We start from the raw sequence: 20367 nt of genomic DNA, 5'->3' as shown, positions 1-20367 counted from the left end.
CCAGAAAATTCACATCAGTAGTACAACCTTTCACATCTGCCCCGGGTCAGATCAGCGGAGTCATCCCGACTCCCTGATCTGAACGTGGGGAAACACATGCGCATCCGTGCCTCTGTCGCCGTCGTGAGCGGCGCTCTGGCCCTGTCCGCCCTCGCCGTTCCGGCCGCCCAGGCCGACATCGGCGTCGGCAACGTCAAGATCACCAAGGTGGTCGTGGACGGCGACAACAAGGTGCAGATCGGTACCTCCGGCGCGGTGACCGTCAAGGTCAGCGTGACCGCGACGGACAACTCGGGTATCAAGGGCGCCGACGAGTTCGACCTCTTCGGTCCGGGCTACGGCATCGAGACCACCGGCAAGCCCGCCTGCGCCAAGGTCAACGCCACGACCTCCACCTGCACCGCCTCGGTGAAGATCGACCCGAGGACGGACTACCTCAGCAACAAGAACGCCGGTACCTGGTACGTGGACGCGATGGTCGAGGCCAAGGACGGCGACTTCATCTGGAAGGAGAAGGCCGGCTCCTTCTCCTTCCAGCGCGCCGCCAAGCTGACCGCCAACGCCACCCCGGAGCCGGTGAAGAAGGGCAAGACGATCACCGTCACCGGTGCCCTCACCCGCGCCGACTGGGAGTCGCTGAAGTACGCCGGTTACGGCTCGCAGTCCGTGAAGCTGCAGTACAGCAAGAAGAGCACCACCGGCTACACCACGGTCAAGACCATCAAGGCCGACTCCAAGGGCAACCTGAAGACGACGGTCAAGGCCTCGGCCGACGGCTACTACCGCTTCTCCTTCGCGGGCAACTCCGGCACCGCCGCGGTCAACTCCGCCGCCGACTTCATCGACGTGAAGTAAGCCGCCGTACCCCCGGGTTGCGCCACCCGGGGGTATTCCGGCCGTGAAGAGCCCTGACCCGTGGAAACCGGGTCCCGGGGCGGGGATGTGATCGCGTGAGTCGACCGACTCCGCGATCACTTCTCCCTCCAAGGGAACACACATGCGCATCCGTGCCACCGCGGCCGCCGTCTCCGGCGCCCTGGCCCTCTCCGCCCTCGCCGTGCCCGCCGCCCACGCGGCCCCAGCGGCGCCGAACGTCACCTTCTCGCACATGAAGGTCAACGACGGCAAGGCGATCACTCTCGGTGCCACCTCCACCGTGAAGATCAAGGCGACCTACACCGTGACGCACCCCGCGACCGTGTCGATGTCCGACGTCCTCACCGGCCCGGTGCTCTACCGCGGCGACTCGGCGAAGTACCCCGACACCCAGGTCACCAGCGACGACCCGGGCACCTGCGCCAAGGTGGACCCCACCACCGCGCACTGCTCGGCCACGATCACCGTCCCCGCCCGCGAGCTGTACAACTCCGACGCCGGCACCTGGAAGCAGGGCGGGGTCGCGGTGGACCGGAAGACCGGCGCCGACAAGTGGCAGAACGACCTCGGCACCCTCCCGGTCCGTCGCGCCGCCCAGCTCACCACCAACGCCGCCCCGGAGCCGGTGAAGAAGGGCAGGACGATCACCGTGACCGGCAAGCTGACCCGCGCCGACTGGCCGCACGGCACCTGGGTCGCCTTCGGCGGCCGGCCCGTCGAGCTCCAGTTCCGCAAGGCGGGCGGCAGCACCTACACCACCGTCAAGACTGTCACCTCGTCCTCCACGGGCACCCTGAGGACGACGGTGACGGCCGGCTCCGCCGGCTCCTACCGCTACCGCTTCGCCGGCACGTCCACCACCTCGGCCGTCAGCGCCCCGGCCGACCACGTCGACGTGCGGTGACAGCCGCGCGCATGGGTGCCCCAGCCACAGCCGGGGCACCCATGCGCATGCGCTGGACGGTGCTGGGTCTGGGTCACCACGACCACCGTCGACCCGGCCGGGAACGGCGTCGGGAAGGTGACCCGGGGCATGGCACCGGTCGCTCTGCCCCGCCCGCGGGGTCACCCATACGGCCGTCACCCTGATAGGTGATTCCGGTGAGGAGATTTCCGGCCACATGAGCCGGCAGGGCGAGACGACCTACACCGGGAAACGGCGGCCGACCCATCTCCACAGGTACTCCAGCGCCCCCGACGCCACCGCCGCCACGCCGACCGCCGCCCACGGCATCGTCACGCCGACCAGTTTCAGCGCGAAGAAGTCCTGGAGCGCGGGGACGGCGAGGACCAGCAGGAAGGCCACGCCCATCGACGCCACCAGGGTCACCCGCCACCAGGTGTAGGGGCGGGCGATGATCGCCAGCACCCACATGGAGACCAGGAACAGGGTCAGGGTGGCCGCGCTGGTCTCCGCGTCCAGCGCGCCCGGACCGGAGTAGTGGTGCCGGGCGAGCAGATACGTCAGGAAGGTCGCCGCCGCGGCCACCACCCCGCCGGGGACCGCGTACCGCATCACCCGGCGCACGAAGTGCGGTCTGGCCCGTTCCGTGTTGGGCGCGAGGGCCAGGAAGAAGGCCGGGACGCCGATGGTGAGCGTGGACAGCAGCGTCAGGTGCCGGGGCAGGAAGGGGTACTCCACCCGCGCGCACACCACCAGCACCGCCAGCAGCACCGAGTAGACGGTCTTCACCAGGAACAGCGTCGCCACCCGCGTGATGTTGCCGATCACCCGGCGGCCCTCGGCGACCACCGAGGGCAGGCTCGCGAAGCTGTTGTCCAGCAGCACGATCTGCGCGACCGCCCGGGTGGCCTCGGAACCGGAGCCCATGGCGACACCGATGTCCGCGCTCTTCAGGGCGAGCACGTCGTTCACGCCGTCCCCGGTCATCGCCACCGTACGGCCACGGGACTGGAGCGCGTCCACCATGTCCCGTTTCTGCTGCGGGGTGACCCGCCCGAACACCGTGCCCGTGTCCAGTGCCTCGGCCATCGCCGGCAGGTCGGCGGGCAGCCGCCGCGCGTCCACCGCCTTACCCTCCAGGCCGAGCTTCGCGGCGACGGCGCCGACCGACACCGCGTTGTCCCCGGAGAGGACCTTGGCCCGCACGTTCTGCTCGGCGAAGTAGCGCAGGGTGTCGGAGGCGTCCGGCCGCAGCCGCTGTTCGAGGACGACCAGGGCGGTGGCGCGGGCGCCCCGGGCCGGCTCGGGGTCGTCCAGGTCCCGGTGCGCGCGGGCCAGCAGCAGTACCCGCAGCCCCCGCTCGTTGAGCCGCCCGGTCTCGGCCAGGGCCGGGTCGTCGGGGGCGAGCAGCACGTCCGGGGCGCCCAGCAGCCAGGTGCTGGTCTCGCCGTCGCCCTCGCTGAACGCGGCGCCGCTGTACTTGCGGGCGGAGGAGAACGGCAGCGACTCCACGCAGCGCCACTCCTCGCTGTCCGGGAAGGCGTCGATGATCGCCTGGAGGGAGGCGTTCGGCCGCGGGTCGGACTCGCCGAGCGCGCCGAGCACCTTGCGGAGGTACGTCTCGTCCGCCCCGTTCAGCGGTCGCAGCTCGGTGACGTCCATGCCGCCCTCGGTGAGGGTGCCGGTCTTGTCCAGGCAGACGGTGTCGACGCGGGCCAGGCCCTCGATGGCCGGCAGCTCCTGCACCAGGCACTGTCTGCGGCCCAGCCGGATGACGCCGATCGCGAAGGCCACGGAGGTGAGCAGCACCAGCCCCTCGGGGACCATCGGGACGATCCCGCCGACCGTGCGGGCGACGGCGTCCTTGAGGTCGTTGTTCTTGACGACGAGCTGGGTGACGACGAGCCCGGCGGCCGCCGGGAGCATCATCCAGGTGACGTACTTGAGGATGGTGGAGATGCCGCCGCGCAGCTCGGAGTGGACCAGCGTGAAGCGGGAGGCCTCCTCGGCGAGCTGGGCCGCGTAGGCCTCGCGGCCGACCCTGGTGGCCTGGAAGGCGCCGCTGCCCGCGACCACGAAGCTGCCGGACATGACCTGGTCGCCGGGGCGTTTGACGACGGGGTCGGCCTCGCCGGTGAGCAGTGACTCGTCGATCTCCAGCCCGTCGGCCTCCGCGCACACCCCGTCGACCACGGCCTTGTCGCCGGGGCCGATCTCGATCAGGTCGTCCAGGACGATCTCATGGGTGGCCACCTGGACCGCCACGCCGTCCCGCCGTACCGTCGGCCGGGCCTCCCCGATCACCGCGAGGGAGTCCAGGGTCTGCTTGGCCCGCCACTCCTGGACGATGCCGATGGCGGTGTTGGCGAGGATCACGAAGCCGAACAGGCTGTCCTGGATCGGCGCGACGCACAGCATGATCAGCCAGAGCACGCCGATGATCGCGTTGAACCGGGTGAGGACGTTCGCCCGGACGATCTCCCCCAGCGAGCGGCTGCTGCGCACGGGTACGTCGTTGACCTGGCCGCGCGCGACGCGTTCGGCGACCTCGGCGGGGCCGAGCCCGGCCGGGCGGGTTCTCGGTGACGGCGCCGGACGCGCCGGATCGAGTTCCGCGCCCGCGCGTATGTGGCTCATGCATTCGACGGTACGTGCGGACGCGCCCGCCCGCCCACCGGCGCCGGCCGTTACCGGGCGGCCGGGTCCGGCGCGGCGGCCCGCTTGATCGCCGCGTCCCGCTTGCGGACGTACCAGACGCCGATCAGCCCCAGGCCGCCCCCGGCCAGGCAGGTCCACAGCCACCAGGTGTGGCCGTGCTCGTCGAACCAGCCGTAGAGCGGCAGCTGGACCAGGAAGAGGACGAACCACACGATCGTGCCGCCGGTGATGGTGGCGACCACGGGGCCCTCCAGGGGCTCCGGCGCCTCGTGCTTGGGGGTCCACTTAGCCATGCGCACAGCTTATGCGCCGCCGCTGTCTACGCGCGGAGATAGCGATCTATGACTCATACGTTCATACTGGAGCCGTTTGTCTTTGGCCGCTTCCGCTCGTATGAAACTCCAACAGGGCTCGGGGGAACCCCGTTGGTGATGAGGTCACGCATGTCCACCTCGGCACCTGCCAAGGTCCCCACCCCCGAGAGGCCGGGTGGCGCTCCCGCCTTCGGCTTCCTCGACCGCTACTTCAAGATCTCCGAGCGCGGCAGCTCCGTCGCCCGTGAGGTCCGGGGCGGTCTCGCCACCTTCTTCGCGATGGCGTACATCATCGTGCTGAACCCGATCATCCTCGGTAGCGCGAAGGACATGTACGGTCACCAGCTGGACAACGGCCAGCTGGTGACGGCCACGACGCTGTCGGCCGCGTTCACCACGCTGCTGATGGGCGTCATCGGCAACGTGCCGATCGCGCTCGCCGCCGGCCTCGGCGTGAACTCGGTCGTCGCGCTCCAGCTCGCGCCGCGCATGTCCTGGCCGGACGCCATGGGCATGGTCGTGCTGGCCGGTTTCGTGGTCATGCTGCTGGTCGCCACGGGGCTGCGCGAGCGGGTGATGAACGCCGTGCCGTTCGGCCTGCGCAAGGCCATCTCGATCGGTATCGGCCTGTTCATCATGCTGATCGGCCTGGTCGACTCCGGCTTCGTCACCCGGATGCCGGACGCCGCCCAGACCACCGTCCCGCTCCAGCTGGGCGTCGGCGGTCACCTCACCGGCTGGCCGGTGCTGGTCTTCGTCCTCGGCGCGCTGCTCACCTTCGCGCTGATCGTCCGCAAGGTGCCGGGCGCGATCCTGCTCTCCATCGTCGGCATGACCGTCGTCGCGGTGATCATCAACGCGGTGGCCACCGTGCCGTCCTGGGGCCTGACCGTCCCGAAGTGGCCGGGCAACCCGGTCTCCACCCCCGACCTCGGCCTGCTCGGCCAGGTCAGCCTGTTCGGCGGTTTCCACAAGGTCGGCATCCTGACCGGCATCCTGTTCGTCTTCACGGTCCTGCTGTCGTGCTTCTTCGACGCGATGGGCACGATCATGGGCATCAGCGACGAGGCCAAGCTGACCGACGCCGAGGGCTACATGCCGGGCATCAACAAGGTCCTCTTCGTGGACGGCCTCGCGGTCGCGGCCGGCGGTGCCAGCTCCGCCTCGGCCACCACCGCCTTCGTGGAGTCCACGGCGGGCGTCGGCGAGGGCGCGCGCACCGGTCTCGCGAACGTCGTCACGGGCGGCCTCTTCGCCGTCGCGCTGTTCCTCACGCCGATCGCCACGATGGTCCCGTCCCAGGCGGCCACCCCGGCGCTGCTCGCGGTGGGCTTCCTGATCCTGTCGAACTCCATCAAGGAGATCGACTGGGCGGACTACACCATCGCCATGCCGGCCTTCGTGACGATGCTGATGATGCCGTTCACCTACTCGATCACCAACGGCATCGGCATGGGCTTCATCGCCTTCACGGTGCTGCGCCTGGCCGCCGGACGGGCCCGGGAGATCCCGTCGGCGATGTACGTCGTCTCGGCCGTCTTCGCCTTCTACTACCTGATGCCGGCCCTGGGCCTCACGTGACCGCGTAGAGATCCAGCAGGAAGGAGCGCCCGGACCACGGTCCGGGCGCTCCTTGCTTTTCCGCCGGGCGGCGGCGGAGTCAGTGGTGGGCGTCACGGGCGGGACGGCCCGCCCAAGTGGTCTTTAGTAAGAGTAATGAGTTACGCTAAAGAACATGCCGGATCTTACCCATGGCGACGACGCTGCCGCCGTGAACGCTCTCCGCTCCGCCGTGATGCGGCTGTCCCGTCGGCTCAAGCACCAGCGGGTGGACGAGTCGCTGAGCCCCACCGAGATGTCGGTGCTCGGCACCCTCGCCCGCTGCGGCTCGGCCACCCCGGGCGAACTGGCCCGCAAGGAGCACGTCCAGCCGCCGTCGATGACCCGCATCGTCGCGCTGCTCGAAGCCAAGGGGCTGGTCCGGCTGGAGCCGCACCCCGAGGACCGGCGCCAGAAGGTGGTCACCCAGACCGAGCAGGCCGAGGCCATGCTCGAGGAGAGCCGCCGCAAGCGCAACGCCTTCCTGGCCGGCCTGGCCGAGGGCCTGGACGAGGACGAGTGGGCCGCCCTGCGCGCCGCCGCCCCCGTGCTGGAGAAACTCGCACACCTGTAAGCGAACCATCCAAGGAGGCGAATCCTGTTGAGTACGGGATCCGGAACACCTTCCGCCCCCGCACCGACCCCTACCACCACCACGCCCGACTCGCGCAAGTCCTCGATGTTCAGCTCGCTGAGGATCCGGAACTACCGCCTCTTCTTCGCCGGCCAGGTCGTCTCCAACACCGGCACCTGGATGCAGCGCATCGCCCAGGACTGGCTGGTCCTCAGCCTCACCGGCTCCTCGGCCGCCGTCGGCATCACCACGGCCCTGCAGTTCCTGCCGATGCTGCTGTTCGGCCTGTACGGCGGGGTCCTCGTGGACCGCCTGCCCAAACGGCCCACCCTGCTGGTCACCCAGTCCGCGATGGCCGTCACCGGGCTCGCGCTCGCCGCCCTGACCCTCTCCGGGCAGGTCCAGGTCTGGCACGTCTACGTCGCCGCCTTCGCCGTCGGCCTCGCCACGGTGGTGGACAACCCGGCCCGCCAGTCCTTCGTCTCCGAGATGGTCGGCCCCGACCAGCTCCAGAACGCGGTCAGCCTGAACTCGGCGAACTTCCAGTCCGCCCGGCTCGTCGGCCCCGCCGTGGCCGGCCTGATGATCACCGGCGTGGGCACCGGCTGGGCGTTCCTCGCCAACGGCCTGTCCTTCGCCGCGCCCATCACCGGCCTGCTGCTGATGCGCGCCCGCGAACTGCACGTGGTCGAGCGCGCGCCGCGCGGCAAGGGCCAGCTGCGCGAGGGCCTGCGCTACGTCGCCAAGCGGCCGGAGCTGATCTGGCCCATCGTCCTGGTCGGCTTCATCGGCACCTTCGGCTTCAACTTCCCGGTGTGGCTGACCGCCTACGCGGACGACGTCTTCCACGCGGGCGCCGGCGCCTACAGCCTCTTCAACACCCTGATGGCCGTCGGTTCCCTCATCGGCGCCCTGCTGGCCGCCCGGCGCGGCACGGCCCGGCTGCGCGTGCTGATCGCCGCCGCGCTGGCCTTCGGCACGCTGGAGATCGTCGCCGCGGCCGCGCCGTCGTACTGGCTGTTCGCCCTGCTCATGGTGCCGATCGGGGTGTTCGGCCTCACGGTGAACGTCACCGCGAACACGGCCGTGCAGATGGGCACCGACCCGGCCATGCGCGGCCGGGTGATGGCCCTGTTCATGATGGTGTTCATGGGCGGCACACCGCTGGGCGCGCCGGTGGTCGGCTGGATCACCGACACCTACGGCGCCCGGGCCGGCTTCGCCGCCGGCGGTGTGGTGTCGGCGCTCGCGGCCGGTGCCATCGGCCTGGTCCTGGCCCGGATCGGCGGCCTGCGGCTGGCGGTGGGCTGGCACCACGGCCACCCGAGCGTCCGCTTCGTCCCGCGCGAGCGGGAGCGGCTGGCCACGGCCGCGTAGGTCTCGCGCGGGCATGAGGTTCCGCGGTCCCGGAGGGTCTAGTCGACCCTCCGGGCCAGCACCTGTCCCGGCCAGGCGTCCGGGCCGTGGGTGTAGGCGTGCGTCGGGGTGAAGCCGTGGGCCTCGTAGTAGGCCACCAGCTTGCGGTCGTCACCGGCGTAGCAGTCCACCCGCAGCAGGCCCACGCCCGCCCGCCGGGTCACCTCGGCGGCGTGCGCCAGCAGCGCACCGCCCGCGCCCCGGCCCTTGAAGCGGCGGTCGGAGGCGAGCCAGTGGATGTACCGCTCGGGCTCGCCGGGCGCCGGCAGATGCGACAGATAGGCGCCGGGCCCGTCGGTGAGGGTGAGGGTGGCCGCCGGCTCCCCGTCGATCTCCGCGATGTACGTGGTGCCCTCGGCCATGGCCCGCTCGACGGCCTCGGCGGTCCTGGTCCCCGACAGCGGCTCGCTGCCCCACTGGCGGGTGCGGCCCTGTGAGACCAGCCACTCCACGCTGCTGTCGAGCATGCGGAGTATCGCGGGCAGATCGTCGGGGCCGCCTTCCCGGATGGTGATCGTCATCGCCCCATCATGCCCGCCCGGGTCTGGGATCGTGAGGGTCATGAGACTCTTCGCCGCCGTCCTGCCCCCGGAGCACATCGCGGACGAACTCGCCGTCGAGGTGGACCGGTTGCGGCAGCTGCCGGGGGCCGGCCGGCTGCGCTGGACGGGGCGCCCCGGCTGGCACTTCACGCTCGCCTTCTACGGCGAGGTCCCCGACGACGTCGTACCCGCCCTGGCGGACCGGCTGCGCCGCGCGGCCCGCCGGGCGGCGCCGTTCACCCTCGCCCTCGCGGGCGGCGGCCAGTTCGGCCAGGGCCGCACGCTGTGGGTGGGCGCCCGGGGAGACGTGGCGGAGCTGCGGCTGCTGGCCGGGCGGGCGGAGGCGGCGGCGCGGAAGGAGGGGCTGCCGATGGGGGAACACCGGCCGTACAAGGCCCATCTCACGCTGGCCCGCAGCCGGCACGCGCTGGACGTACGGCCGTACGTCGCCGCGCTCGCGGAGTTCGCCGGCGGCGGCTGGGACGTGACCGACCTGGCGCTGGTGCGCAGCCGACTGCCGGAGTCCGGGGTGCCGGGGGAGCAGCCGCGGTACGAGGTGGTCGGGCGGTGGGCGCTGGGCGGGGGCGGTTAGTCTCGAATACGTGGACCCGAAAACCCGGAACCGGATCATGGCCGGTGCGCTTGTGTTGATGTTCGTGGTGGTGGCTGTGGCGTCGGCCATGCGGTAGGAGTACGCCGACGGAGGCTGTGGGCCGTTCTTCGGCTGCGGGTCGGTTGTGGCTTGTCGCGCAGTTCCCCGAGCCCTTGACAGGCGCCTTTGGTGGACGTGGGGGAGAGGGCCGGGGAACTGCGGGCCTGTGCTTCGGCTGCGAGCCGGTTGTGGATGGGCGCGCAGTTCCCCGCGCCCCTTTCGGGGCGCTGTCCCCTCTGGGGTTACCAGGCGAAGGCCTCCGGGGACGGGCCCGGGCCCGGGAAGATTTCGTCGAGGCCGCTCAGGAGGTCCTCGCTCAGTTCGAGTTCGACGGCGCGCAGGGCCGACTCGAGCTGTTCGGCGGTGCGCGGGCCGACGATCGGGCCGGTGACGCCGGGGCGGGTGAGCAGCCAGGCCAGGGCCACCTCGCCGGGCTCCAGTCCGTGCTTGTCGAGCAGGTCCTCGTAGGCCTGGATCCGCGCGCGGGCCGCCGGGTCCTTGAGGGTGTCGGCGGCCCGGCCGGAGGCACGGCGACCGCCCTGGACCTCCTTCTTGATGATCCCGCCGAGCAGACCGCCGTGCAGCGGCGACCACGGGATGACCCCGAGGCCGTAGTCCCGCGCGGCCGGGATGACCTCCATCTCGGCGCGCCGCTCGTACAGGTTGTACAGGCACTGCTCGCTGACCAGCCCGATGGTGCCGGCGCGGCGGGCGGCGGCCTCGTTGGCCTGGGCGATCTTGTAGCCGGGGAAGTTGCTGGATCCGACGTAGAGGATCTTGCCCTGCTGGACCAGGACGTCGATCGCCTGCCAGATCTCCTCGAACGGCGTGTCGCGGTCGATGTGGTGGAACTGGTAGAGGTCGATGTAGTCGGTCCGGAGCCGCTTCAGGCTGGCGTCCACCGCGCGCCGGATGTTCACCGCGGAGAGCTTGTCGTGGTTGGGCCACACCGTCCCGCCGTCGGGGCCCATGTTGCCGTACACCTTGGTGGCGATGACGGTCTTCTCACGCCGGTCGCCGCCCTTGGCGAACCAGTTGCCGATGATGGACTCGGTCCGGCCCTTGTTCTCGCCCCAGCCGTACACGTTGGCGGTGTCGAAGAAGTTGATGCCCGCGTCCAGCGCCGCGTCCATGATCGCGTGGCTGTCGGCTTCGTCGGTCTGCGGACCGAAGTTCATCGTCCCGAGGACGAGCCGGCTGACCTTGAGTCCTGTGCGTCCGAGCTGCGTGTACTCCATGGTCCACAAGCCAACGACTTGGAGTGCGCTCAAGGCAAGCTCCTGCCGTCGCGCGCACCCGGAACCGGGCGCGCGCGAGGTGCCGGTCAGTCCTGCGGCCGGTCGAACATGCCGGGTTCGTAGGAGCCGCCCTGGTGGTGCGCGATCACGCCGAGCCGGTTGGCCGCGTTGATCACGGCGACGAGGTAGACCAGCGCCGTGGTCTGCTCGTCGTCGTAGTGCTCGCGGACCTCCCGCCAGGTCGCGTCGGACACGCCCTGGTGGGCGTCGGCGAGCCGGGTGCCCTCCTCGGCGAGCGCCAGCGCGGCCCGCTCGGCCTCGGTGAACACGGTGGAGTGGCGCCAGGCGGCCACCAGGTGCAGCCGCGTCGCGGTCTCGCCGGCCGCCGTCGCCTCCTTGGTGTGCAGGTCGGTGCAGAAACCGCAGCCGTTGATCTGGCTGGCGCGCAGCATCACCAGCTCCTGGGTGCTCCGGGGCAGCGCCGACTGCATGACGCCGAGGCCGAGGGCGGCGAACCGCTTGCCGAGCCTGGCGCCGAGGTCGTTCGCGGTCAGGTCGATACGGGGTGCCGTGGTCATGGTGCCGGTCATGGTGTGCCGTCCTTACGAGGGAGTGGGTGCCGCGCGGTCGTGGGGCGCGGCGTCCTGTCGCCCACGAGACGCCGGCCGGTCCGCCGGTGTGACAGGGCGGGGCGTGTGACCCGCGTCACCGGGCGACCGGCCCGTTCCCGACGGATCGCCGCGGCCGGACCGCTCCCGACGGATTGTCAGAGGCGTCCCCTACCCTGCGGAGCAGCATCACTCCTGGAGACCGACATGTCTGTTCGTGCCCGGCTCGTCGCCGACGTTCCCGCGCTGCTGCCCTTGGCGGAGGCGGACCATCCCGAGCTGCTCGGCCTGCCGGGCCGCCGTCTGCTGGCCCAGCGGGGCGAGGACGCGCTGCTGGTCCAGCGGCTGGACGACGCCTTCGCCCCGGTGGGGGAGCCGGTGCGGGTGCCCGCGCCCTGGCCCCGGCGGCGCGGGACGTGGGCGGTGGCGCCGGACGCGAGCCTGGCCGTGTTCGCGGGCGTGCACGCCGTACGGGCGGTGGAGCCGTCGGGACGGACCCGCTGGGAGGTCCGGCACGGGTGCTGGTACGGCGCCTGCCGGGAGTCGCACGGCTCGTACGAGGAGTACGGCGACCGCGCCGACCACCGGTACCCGGACGGCGGTTCCGCCGGGTTCTCGGTGGACGGCGCCTTCGTCTGGGCGCACATACGCGGGCCGCTGGCGGCGGGCGAGCCGGACCCGGAGGCCGTGGACGAGTGGCTGCTGCTGGACGCGGCGGACGGGCGGCTGCTCGCGCGCGCCGACGCCCGGGCCGCGGCGGCCGGCAGCTTCCATGTGCCGCATCCCTCCGACCCCGGCCAGATGGGGCTGAGCATCGGGGAGGGCCAGGACGGGGCGCCGCTGCGCTGGGGCCGCTGGGACGGGCGGGAGCTGTCCGTCCGGTACGTCGAGGGGGACCTGACGCTGGTGGGGGTGAGCCCGTCGGGGGAGCGGCTGCTGACCGTGACCCACGACCAGGACGTGCTGGCCGTGCGTGACACCGGGGGCGCGGTGCTGGACGGTCTGGAGTGGGAGGCGGAGACCGCCGTGCCCCGGCATCCCGGGGCGGAGCCCGAGAACGACGAGGCGCTGCCCTACTGGGACTGGGAGGGGGGCTTCCTGGACGAGGCGACGCTGCTCGGTTCGACCGTCGAGGGCGACGAGGAGTGGGGGGAGGGGCGGCACTGGCTCGTCGACACGGCGGGGGAGCGGACGCCGGAGGAGATCACCTACCCGCTGCCGGTCGGACACCGGCCGCCGACCGCTCTGGGCGAGGGGATGTGGGCCACGCCGGCGGAGTCGGGGGAGGGGCTGTACGTCTGGCGCCGGGACTAGTCGCGGGGGAAGCCGTCGGTCTTCAGGACGAGGTCGATCACGGTGCCGGTCAGGTCGATGTCCTCGCCGAAGGCGATCTTCGTGCGCGTGATGTAGTCGCCTTCCTTGGGCTGCGTGTAGGCGTAGCACATGCCCTTGTAGGGGTCGGCGATCAGGTACAAGGGGACTTCGGCGGCGGCGTAGGCGGCCTTCTTCGGGCCGTAGTCGTTCGCGGCGGTGCCCTTGGAAATGACCTCGGCGACGAATTCGACGTCCTGGTGCTGCCAGCGGCCCTTCGCGTTCAGGGTCGCGCCTTCCCTGACGATCGTCACATCGGAGGCGAAACCGTTGAGGCGGCCCGGGTAGTCGATCCGTACATCGGACTTCAACCGCCCTCGCGGGAACTTGGCGTTCAGTTGCGGGATGATGTCCAGGGTGATGTCCCAATGGGTGTCCCGCTGCGGCGACATGTAGACGCTCCCCTCGACGATCTCGACCTTGAATCCCTCGGGGGTGGGCTCAAGCCGGTCGAACATCTCGTCGAGCATGCTCTCGTTGTCGCGCTCGGCCATCGAGATCCTGTCTTCGAGGACGGTCACTTGGCGCTCCTCCCCGGCCGCCCCATGAACAGGTGCGGCCGCGCAGTACAACGATAGGCACCACGCCCACGGAACGCCGGTTTTCGCCGACTTGATCAGTCCCCGTACGGCCGTCCGACCCCCCACGCCTCCCACATCGCCCCCGCGAACGCCCCCGCGATGCGGTGCTCCCCGTTCGCGTTGGGATGGGTGCCGTCGTAGGTGTCGGTGTGGATGTCCCACTCCTCGGGCAGCGAGGCCAGCAGCAGCGGCGACCGTGCCTCGTCCAGGTCGGCGACGGTCTTGGCGAGCAGGGCGTTGAAGTGGTCCACCTGTTCGGCGAAGGGCGCGTCCGAAGCGGCCCGCACGTTGGGTATGACCGGCAGCAGCACCATCCGTATCCGCGGGCGGGCCTCCCGCGCGCTCGCGACGAACACGCGTACGTTCTCGTCCGTCTGCTCGGCGTTGGTGTAGAAGCCCAGGTCGATCAGGCCGAGGGAGACCAGCAGCACGTCGGCCCGGTGGGCGCGCACCGCCTCGCCGATCAGCGGGGTCATGTGCTGCCAGCCCTCGCCCCAGCCCGCCAGATGGCCGCGGGGGAAGCCGGGTTCGGCGTAGGCGAGGGACGTCGGGGCGCCGGCCTGCTGGTCGTAGAGCGTCTCGCGCGGCCCGACGAAGGTGAACGGGCCGCCGTACGTCTCGCACAGGTGCCGCCACAACCGGTAACGCCACGTGTGTTCGCCCGCGCTCCCGATCGTCATGGAGTCGCCCACGGGCATGAACCTAAGCATCGGCTCATCATGGACGATGGCCGGGGCCCGTGGACCGCCGGGGTGTGTGAGGCCGACCACCTCCCCCGGTCCCCCTGCGGGGATGGCAGGCTTGGCTCATGCGTCGATCGTTCGCCGTACTCGCCGGGGTGCTGCTCGCCGGTGCCTGCGCGCTGCCCGCCTCCGCCACCGGGACCGCCGAGGGCGCGGGGGACAAGGGGTTCACCATCAAGGACCCGCGGATAACCGAGTCCAGCGGGCTCGCCGCCTCCCGGCAGCACCCGGGCGTCTACTGGACGCACAACGACAGCGACGACGGGCCGTACCTGTACGCCGTGGACAGTGCCACCGGCCGGACCGTCGCCCGGATCACCCTGCGCGGGATCGGTACGCCGCGCGATGTCGAGGCCATCTCCATCGGACCGGACAACCAGATCTACGTGGGTGACATCGGCGACAACTTCGGCGGGAAGTGGCCGTACGTGTGGATCTACAAGCTGCCCGAGCCGGAGCGGCTGACGGACCAGACGGTCACGGCCACGCAGTACGTGGTGAAGTACGCCGACGGTCCGCGCGACGCGGAGTCGCTGCTCGTCCACCCGAAGACCGGGCGCGTGTACATCGTCGACAAGAACGAGGAGGGCGGGCACCTGTACGAGGGTCCGGCCGCCCTCTCCACATCCGGTGCGAACGTCTTCCGTCAGGTCGCGCCGGTCGATCTGTGGGCGACCGACGCCGCGTTCTCCCCGGACGGCCGGCAGCTCGCGGTGCGCGGCTACTTCGGGGGCGTCTACTACGACTGGAACGACGGCCGGATCAAGCGGCGGGGGCGGCTGGACGTGCCGTTCCAGGGGCAGGGCGAGTCCGTGTCGTACTCCGCCGACGGTACGAAGCTGATGTACGGCAGCGAGGGCGCGGACAGCTCCGTACAGGCGGCCGACGCTCCCGAACGGTCCGCTGCCGAGTCGCCGTCGGGGGAGGGGAGTTCCGACGGGTCGGGGGACAAGGGCGGCACTCCGAGCCTGAAGGTGGGCGCCGTGATCCTGGCCGTCGGGGTGGCGGCGTTCCTGGGGTTGCGCCGGCTGCGGCGGAGCTGACCGGGCGGGCGTCGGCCGCGGCGGGCCGGCCGTGTGTACCGAGGTGCGCCGCAGGTATTGACGTGCTCATGTTGATCTGGGTTTCCTGTGCGGTGCGCGGCGCTTGGGAGCGCTCCCATTCCAAGTAGGCCGCCGCGCCTGCCGAGAGGAACCGACACATGTTCCGCACCCTCCGAAGAGCGCTGTGCACCGCTGCGGCGGCGCTCCTCCTGCCTCTGACCGGGGCCTACGCGGCACAGGCGGCCGACGCGCCCACGGCCGCCGCCGCCCCCGGGGCCGGCTACTGGCACACCAGCGGCCGGCAGATCCTGGACGCGGCCGGCCAGCCGGTGCGCATCGCCGGGATCAACTGGTTCGGCTTCGAGACCAGCAACCTGGTGGTCCACGGCCTGTGGTCCCGCGACTACAAGAGCATGATCGACCAGGTGAAGTCGCTGGGCTACAACACCCTCCGGATCCCGTACAGCGACGACATCTTCAAGGCCGGTGCCACGCCCAGCGGCATCGACGTCTCCGCCGGCAAGAACGCCGACCTCCAGGGCCTGACCTCGCTCCAGGTACTGGACCGGATCGTCGCGTACGCGGGCCAGGACGGGCTGAAGGTCATCCTGGACCGGCACCGCCCGGACTCGGCCGGCCAGTCGGCGCTCTGGTACACCGCGTCCGTCCCGGAGTCGACGTGGATCGCCAATCTCAAGTCGCTGGCCGCCCGTTACCAGGGCCAGGACACGGTGATCGGCATCGACCTGCACAACGAGCCGCACGACCCGGCGTGCTGGGGCTGCGGCGACCAGGCCACCGACTGGCGCCTGGCGGCCCAGCGCGCCGGGAACGCGGTGCTCTCGGTCAACCCGGACCTGCTCGTCTTCGTCGAGGGCGTGCAGACGTACAACGGCGTGTCCGGCTGGTGGGGCGGCAACCTGATGGGCGTCGCCCAGTACCCTGTGCAGCTCAGCGTGCCGGGCCGGGTGGTCTACTCCGCCCACGACTACGCCACGAGCGTGGCCCAGCAGAGCTGGTTCAGCGACCCGTCCTTCCCGGCCAACATGCCGGGCGTCTGGGACAAGTACTGGGGTTACATCTTCAAGCAGAACATCGCCCCCGTGTGGGTGGGCGAGTTCGGTACGACGCTCCAGTCGGCCGTCGACCAGAAGTGGCTGGCCGCGCTGGCGGACTATCTGAGGCCGACGTCGACGTACGGCGCGGACTCCTTCCACTGGACCTACTGGTCGCTGAACCCCAACTCCGGTGACACCGGCGGCATCCTGAAGGACGACTGGACGACCGTCGACACGGTCAAGGACGGGTATCTGGCGGGGATCAAGGCGCCGCTGTTCCCGGGCGGCGGGAGCGGCGGTGGCGGTGGCGGGGACAACGGCGGCGGGGGCGGCAGCACGCCCGCGTGCACCGCGTCCTACACCGTCAGCAGTGACTGGGGCGGCGGCTTCAACGCCGAGGTGAAGGTGAGCAACACCGGCACGGTCGCCCTCAAGTCCTGGAAGGTGACGTGGACGTGGGGCGGTGCCCAGAAGATCTCGTCCATGTGGAACGCGAGTTACACGCAGAGCGGTGCGAGCGTGACGGTGGTGAACGCGGCTCACAACGGGGGCCTGGCGGCCGGGGGTTCGGCGAGCTTCGGCTTCGGAGCGGCGCCGGGCGGGGCGGCGACACCGACGCTGACCTGCACGGCGGCATGAGCTGACCCGCGCGGTGGCATGAGAGAAGGGCGCCCGGCGAGCACCGGGCGCCCTTCGTCGTCGTAGGAGGGGAGTGGCTGCGGCCCGAAGTGGTTACTTCACGCACCCGGGAGCCGGGAACGGAGTGGTGGACGCGGGGTGGCCGCCGCCCTCCATGTTGGTGCGGAGCTTGGGCGCCGCCCCGTTGGGGTCGACGATCTGGGCCAGGAACCCGGCGCTCTTGGGCAGCGAGGGGTGGGCGCGGTTGACGACTCCGGCGAAGCGCGTGCCGTCACCGGCGTCCTTGAAGAACGCCGACGGACCGCTCAGGCCGTTGCTCAGCACGGCGACGGTCCCAGCTCCGATGAAGTGCTCGGTGATGATCGTGCAGCCCCGGGCATCGGGGGTGCCGACCTTCGGGAGTGCGTAGGTGCGCGGGCCGCCCTTGGCGCCGGTCACCCGGAGCGCGGGCTTGGAGCCCGTGGGGTCGACCAGCCGCAGGGAGAGACCGCGCTGCGCGGCCGTGACGTGACCGCGGTCGAGCTTGGCCAGGGTGCGGCCCATGTAGGGGTCGCCCGAGCGCCAGTTCTTCGGCACGGCACGGATCCAGGCCTCGGGGCCGCCCGCCTTGGGGTCGTTGCGCAGGACGGCCACCATGTCCTTGCCGACGGCGACGGCCTTGCCGGCGTAACGGCCGGCGGGGTTGGGCTTGGGGGCGGTCTTGGCGGCCTTGGCGGTGTTGCCGGCCTTGAGGGTGGGGGCGGCGGAGGCGGTCGCCACCGGCAGGACGGCGGTGGTGCCGAGAGCGGTCAGAAGGACCGAGGCGGTCAGGAGTGCGCGGCGGTGGCGTGCGAACGCGGACATGGAAAAGGCTCCTCAAACGTGCGCGAACAGCGGAAGACAGGATTCGTCGGAGCGGCGACGAGAAAACGATAAGTAGGCGTATACGACACCACTGTCTTCCTATTGTCACGGAATTTCGACAGGAACTGGAATCCTGATCTCCGCTGTCGTGCCCGGAAATGCGGTGCGGGGGTGCGGTTAAATCAGAGTGAACGCCCGGCGAAAGAGAAGGGTCAGAACATTCCGCCGCCCGCCCGGATCGCCTGACCCGTCACCCAGCGCGCCGCGTCGGAGGCCAGAAAGCCGACCACGTCCGCTATGTCGTCGGGGCGGCCCAGGCGGCCCAGGGGAATCCGGCGCGCCAGTTCCTCCCGCTCGGGGAGGGTGAGCTGGCCGGCGAGGGCGTCGGTGTCGGTGGCGCCGGGCAGCACGCTGTTGACGGTGACGCGGCGCGGCCCCAGTTCCTGGGCGAGGGTGCGCACGAGCGCGTCGCCCGCGGCCTTGGACGCTCCGTACACGCCCGATCCGGGGCGCTGGGTGACGGCCGTACCGCTGGAGACGACGACGATCCGGCCGCCGTCGCGGATCCGCAGCGCCGCCTCGCGCAGCGCGAGGAAGGTGGCGCGCGTGTTGGTGCGGAACATCAGGTCGAAGGCGTCGTCGGTGGTCTCCGCGAGGGGGGAGAAGCGGGCCACGCCGACATTGCACACCACGATGTCCAGGCCGCCGTACACCTGCTCGGCGGTGTCGAACAGCCGCCGCAGCCCGTCCGGTTCGGTGGCATCGGCGGGTACGGCGGTGGCCCGGCCGCCCGCCGCCTCGATCGCGGCGACGGCCTGTGCCGCGGCGTCCGCGTCGGAGAGGTAGTTGACGACGACGTCCGCGCCGTCCGCGCCCAGGCGTTCGGCCACGGCCCTGCCGATTCCGCGCGAGGCTCCGGTGACGACGGCGACACGACGGTCCATGCGGCACTCCCAAAAGTTGACCAGCTCGTTAGTCGATACACTCGACCAATTTGGTCGATGATGTCAACCAAATGTCCGCGGGCGGTTACGATCGGGACATGCGGCCCGGCACCGAAGACCACGACCTCGCCCGCGCTCTCTCCGTGCTCCACCGGCAGGTGGCGCTGCGCTACGGCGCGGGCGCCCGCGAGGCGGGGCTCACCCTCCAGCAGGCCGAACTGCTGTGCCAGTTGGAGCACTCCACGCCCTCCTTCGGAGAGCTGGCCCGGCTGCTCGGCTGTGACAAGACGAACGTCACGGGGATGGTCGACCGCCTGGAACGGCGCGGTCTCGTGCGGCGCGCCCCCGACCCGGCCGACCGCAGGGTCAGCCGCGTCACCCTGACCGACGAGGGGCGCGAGGCCGGCCGGCGGCTGCGCGAGACGTTCGCCGGCGTCGTGGCCGAGAAGTGCGCCACCCTGTCCGCGTCGGACCGCGACACGCTCGCCCGGCTCGGGTCGGCGGCGGCGCGGGCGCTGGAGGAGCGGCGCTAGGTTCCCGCTGTTCCGGGCGCGCCCAGGAGGGGGCAGGGCACCTCGGGGAGCGCGCGGTTGGGGGCGCAGGTCACGAGGGCGAGCGACAGGAACGCGGGCTGTTCGAGGTAGAACCCGAGCGAGATGTCACCGCCCGCCGTCAGCCGTTCGGCGGCGGAGGCGAGGAGGGCGGCCAGGCGGCCGGGGGCGCGGTGCGCCTCGGCGGCGAACCGGGGCGCGTACTCGGTGAGCCGGTCCCCGAGCCAGGCGGCGGCGGCCGACGGCTCGGACCAGGTGCCCTTGACGATCGCGCGGGGCTTGACCAGCCAGTACGCGGTCTCCAGCGGTGGCAGGTCGGAGCTGGGGAACTCGACGGTGGCGAGACGGTACCGCTGGATCAGTTCCGGGCTGCCGGTGGGCGGGGGCGGCTCGGGGTGGGGCGGGCGCCGGAAGGCTTCCTCGTCGAAGCGGGATTTGGGGCCGGTCCAGAGGTAGGCGTGGTGGTGCACCCGGGTCCTCTTCAGTGCGCTGCGCGGCCGGTTCCGGCCCGAACGACAACGGGCCGGAACCGGCAGGCTGTTCGGATAAGGGCTCAGCGGGCCAGGCCGAAGCGGGCCGGGTCGATCCCGGCGGCGCTCAACTCGTTCGTGGTGAACCGCAGCGGCTCCAGGTCGGGCCGCTTGCTGTCACCGAGGGCCCAGGCGTCCTCGCCGATACGGGCGAGGGTCACGCAGGCCTCGCCGTCCGGGTGGGTGTTCCCGCCGCACGCCTTGAGGAACGAGGCGCCGTTGAGGTCGAGCGCGTACAGGTCACTTCCGTTCACCATCGCTGTACCTTCCTGCTCCACTGTCACGGCCGTGTCCGGCCGTCGCCGTTGGAGTGACAAGATCCGCACGCAGGTCGCGCAGGGCAAGCGGGTCGAACGGGTGCGCATCGTGGACCGGCCCGCCACCCTCGGCCAGCGGTACCTCTTCGAGAGCGCCAAGTGGAACATCGGCCTCGGCGAGGACATTCGCAACGTGTGGCGTGCCGACGCGGAACGGCTTCGGCTTCCCGCCGAGGACTTCTGGCTGTTCGACAGCCGCCTCGTCGCGCTTCTCCGGTTCGATGACGACGACCAGCTCACGCACGTGGACCTGATCACCGAGCCCGCAGAGGTGGTGCGTTACTCCATGGTGCGAGATGCTGCTTGGCATCACGCTGTACCGCGGGAGCAGTTCGCGGCTGGGATGCGCAGCGACGTGTAAGGACA

22 protein-coding genes are annotated in these 20367 nt (G+C 71.1%); 11 read left to right on the top strand and 11 right to left on the bottom strand.

Translation table 11 applies throughout. From position 1 onward, the window contains the following. Window positions 1-96 precede the first annotated feature (96 nt). Both HB370_RS18270 and HB370_RS18265 read left to right on the top strand, forming a co-directional pair. Window positions 97-855, top strand: coding sequence for a hypothetical protein (locus tag HB370_RS18270; RefSeq protein ID WP_030779463.1), 759 nt, complete (start codon window positions 97-99; stop codon window positions 853-855). Between the two features lie 142 nt (window positions 856-997). After that, the gene (locus tag HB370_RS18265; RefSeq protein ID WP_030779461.1) at window positions 998-1780 is read left to right on the top strand and encodes a hypothetical protein; all 783 of its coding nucleotides are present in this window, start codon (window positions 998-1000) and stop codon (window positions 1778-1780) included. Between the two features lie 240 nt (window positions 1781-2020). On the opposite strand, the gene HB370_RS18260 is transcribed toward HB370_RS18265, so the two are convergent. Next, on the bottom strand, window positions 2021-4417 hold the full coding sequence (locus tag HB370_RS18260; RefSeq protein ID WP_030779458.1) for an HAD-IC family P-type ATPase: 2397 nt from the start codon (window positions 4415-4417) through the stop codon (window positions 2021-2023). Between the two features lie 50 nt (window positions 4418-4467). Continuing rightward, window positions 4468-4731, bottom strand: a complete 264-nt coding sequence (locus HB370_RS18255) for a DUF2530 domain-containing protein (RefSeq protein WP_078637440.1) — start codon at window positions 4729-4731, stop codon at window positions 4468-4470. 150 nt (window positions 4732-4881) lie between these two features. On the opposite strand from HB370_RS18255, the gene HB370_RS18250 reads away from it, so the two are divergent. The 3 genes from HB370_RS18250 to HB370_RS18240 all read left to right on the top strand — a co-directional run bounded on the left by HB370_RS18250 (window position 4882) and on the right by HB370_RS18240 (window position 8302). Continuing rightward, window positions 4882-6333 carry an NCS2 family permease gene (locus HB370_RS18250; protein WP_030779452.1) on the top strand — a complete coding sequence of 484 codons (1452 nt, stop codon included), beginning with the start codon at window positions 4882-4884 and terminating at the stop codon, window positions 6331-6333. Window positions 6334-6487: 154 nt separating this feature from the next. Then, window positions 6488-6925, top strand: coding sequence for a MarR family transcriptional regulator (locus HB370_RS18245; RefSeq protein WP_030612070.1), 438 nt, complete (start codon window positions 6488-6490; stop codon window positions 6923-6925). A gap of 27 nt (window positions 6926-6952) precedes the next feature. Then, on the top strand, window positions 6953-8302 hold the full coding sequence (locus HB370_RS18240; protein WP_106980612.1) for an MFS transporter: 1350 nt from the start codon (window positions 6953-6955) through the stop codon (window positions 8300-8302). 38 nt (window positions 8303-8340) lie between these two features. Here the strand turns inward: HB370_RS18240 and HB370_RS18235 are convergent, their stop codons facing one another. After that, a complete protein-coding gene (locus HB370_RS18235; protein WP_030779444.1) occupies window positions 8341-8862 on the bottom strand; it encodes a GNAT family N-acetyltransferase in 522 nt (173 codons plus the stop codon). 40 nt (window positions 8863-8902) lie between these two features. Here HB370_RS18235 and thpR point away from each other — a divergent pair, with 40 nt between their 5' ends. Further along, the gene (gene thpR / locus HB370_RS18230) at window positions 8903-9475 is read left to right on the top strand and encodes an RNA 2',3'-cyclic phosphodiesterase (protein ID WP_030779441.1); all 573 of its coding nucleotides are present in this window, start codon (window positions 8903-8905) and stop codon (window positions 9473-9475) included. A gap of 302 nt (window positions 9476-9777) precedes the next feature. On the opposite strand, the gene HB370_RS18225 is transcribed toward thpR, so the two are convergent. Both HB370_RS18225 and HB370_RS18220 read right to left on the bottom strand, forming a co-directional pair. Next, on the bottom strand, window positions 9778-10773 hold the full coding sequence (locus tag HB370_RS18225) for an aldo/keto reductase (RefSeq protein WP_030779439.1): 996 nt from the start codon (window positions 10771-10773) through the stop codon (window positions 9778-9780). Between the two features lie 86 nt (window positions 10774-10859). Continuing rightward, window positions 10860-11363, bottom strand: coding sequence for a carboxymuconolactone decarboxylase family protein (locus HB370_RS18220; protein ID WP_244405551.1), 504 nt, complete (start codon window positions 11361-11363; stop codon window positions 10860-10862). A 225-nt stretch (window positions 11364-11588) separates the two neighbouring features. On the opposite strand from HB370_RS18220, the gene HB370_RS18215 reads away from it, so the two are divergent. Further along, window positions 11589-12695: a hypothetical protein gene (locus tag HB370_RS18215; protein ID WP_030779434.1), complete on the top strand. Its 1107-nt coding sequence runs from the start codon at window positions 11589-11591 to the stop codon at window positions 12693-12695. On the opposite strand, the gene HB370_RS18210 is transcribed toward HB370_RS18215, so the two are convergent. Continuing rightward, a complete protein-coding gene (locus HB370_RS18210) occupies window positions 12692-13273 on the bottom strand; it encodes a Uma2 family endonuclease (RefSeq protein ID WP_030779431.1) in 582 nt (193 codons plus the stop codon). The genes HB370_RS18215 and HB370_RS18210 overlap by 4 nt on opposite strands. A gap of 95 nt (window positions 13274-13368) precedes the next feature. Further along, window positions 13369-14043: a GDSL-type esterase/lipase family protein gene (locus tag HB370_RS18205; RefSeq protein ID WP_030779428.1), complete on the bottom strand. Its 675-nt coding sequence runs from the start codon at window positions 14041-14043 to the stop codon at window positions 13369-13371. Between the two features lie 98 nt (window positions 14044-14141). On the opposite strand from HB370_RS18205, the gene HB370_RS18200 reads away from it, so the two are divergent. Then, window positions 14142-15119: a hypothetical protein gene (locus HB370_RS18200; RefSeq protein ID WP_030779426.1), complete on the top strand. Its 978-nt coding sequence runs from the start codon at window positions 14142-14144 to the stop codon at window positions 15117-15119. A gap of 158 nt (window positions 15120-15277) precedes the next feature. Continuing rightward, entirely contained in the window at window positions 15278-16816 is a 1539-nt protein-coding gene (locus HB370_RS18195; protein ID WP_030779424.1) for a cellulase family glycosylhydrolase, read from the top strand. A gap of 93 nt (window positions 16817-16909) precedes the next feature. Here the strand turns inward: HB370_RS18195 and HB370_RS18190 are convergent, their stop codons facing one another. Together HB370_RS18190 and HB370_RS18185 are read right to left on the bottom strand one after the other, a co-directional pair. After that, entirely contained in the window at window positions 16910-17659 is a 750-nt protein-coding gene (locus tag HB370_RS18190; RefSeq protein ID WP_030779421.1) for a hypothetical protein, read from the bottom strand. Between the two features lie 212 nt (window positions 17660-17871). After that, the gene (locus HB370_RS18185; protein WP_030779418.1) at window positions 17872-18603 is read right to left on the bottom strand and encodes a glucose 1-dehydrogenase; all 732 of its coding nucleotides are present in this window, start codon (window positions 18601-18603) and stop codon (window positions 17872-17874) included. A gap of 98 nt (window positions 18604-18701) precedes the next feature. On the opposite strand from HB370_RS18185, the gene HB370_RS18180 reads away from it, so the two are divergent. Beyond that, window positions 18702-19136, top strand: a complete 435-nt coding sequence (locus HB370_RS18180; RefSeq protein WP_030779415.1) for a MarR family transcriptional regulator — start codon at window positions 18702-18704, stop codon at window positions 19134-19136. On the opposite strand, the gene HB370_RS18175 is transcribed toward HB370_RS18180, so the two are convergent. Further along, the gene (locus HB370_RS18175) at window positions 19133-19624 is read right to left on the bottom strand and encodes a hypothetical protein (RefSeq protein WP_030779413.1); all 492 of its coding nucleotides are present in this window, start codon (window positions 19622-19624) and stop codon (window positions 19133-19135) included. The two genes, HB370_RS18180 and HB370_RS18175, sit on opposite strands and share 4 nt — an antisense overlap. A gap of 83 nt (window positions 19625-19707) precedes the next feature. After that, window positions 19708-19941 carry a DUF397 domain-containing protein gene (locus HB370_RS18170; RefSeq protein WP_030779410.1) on the bottom strand — a complete coding sequence of 78 codons (234 nt, stop codon included), beginning with the start codon at window positions 19939-19941 and terminating at the stop codon, window positions 19708-19710. Between the two features lie 31 nt (window positions 19942-19972). On the opposite strand from HB370_RS18170, the gene HB370_RS18165 reads away from it, so the two are divergent. After that, window positions 19973-20362 carry a DUF6879 family protein gene (locus HB370_RS18165; protein ID WP_342450962.1) on the top strand — a complete coding sequence of 130 codons (390 nt, stop codon included), beginning with the start codon at window positions 19973-19975 and terminating at the stop codon, window positions 20360-20362. The last annotated feature ends 5 nt before the right edge of the window (window positions 20363-20367 follow it).

Origin of the sequence: Streptomyces sp. DSM 40868 (assembly GCF_011820545.1) — a bacterium.
Taxonomy (GTDB): domain Bacteria; phylum Actinomycetota; class Actinomycetes; order Streptomycetales; family Streptomycetaceae; genus Streptomyces; species Streptomyces eurythermus.
The sequence above is the reverse complement of the archived record's forward strand: the minus strand, read 5'-3'. Positions and strand labels throughout refer to the sequence as shown.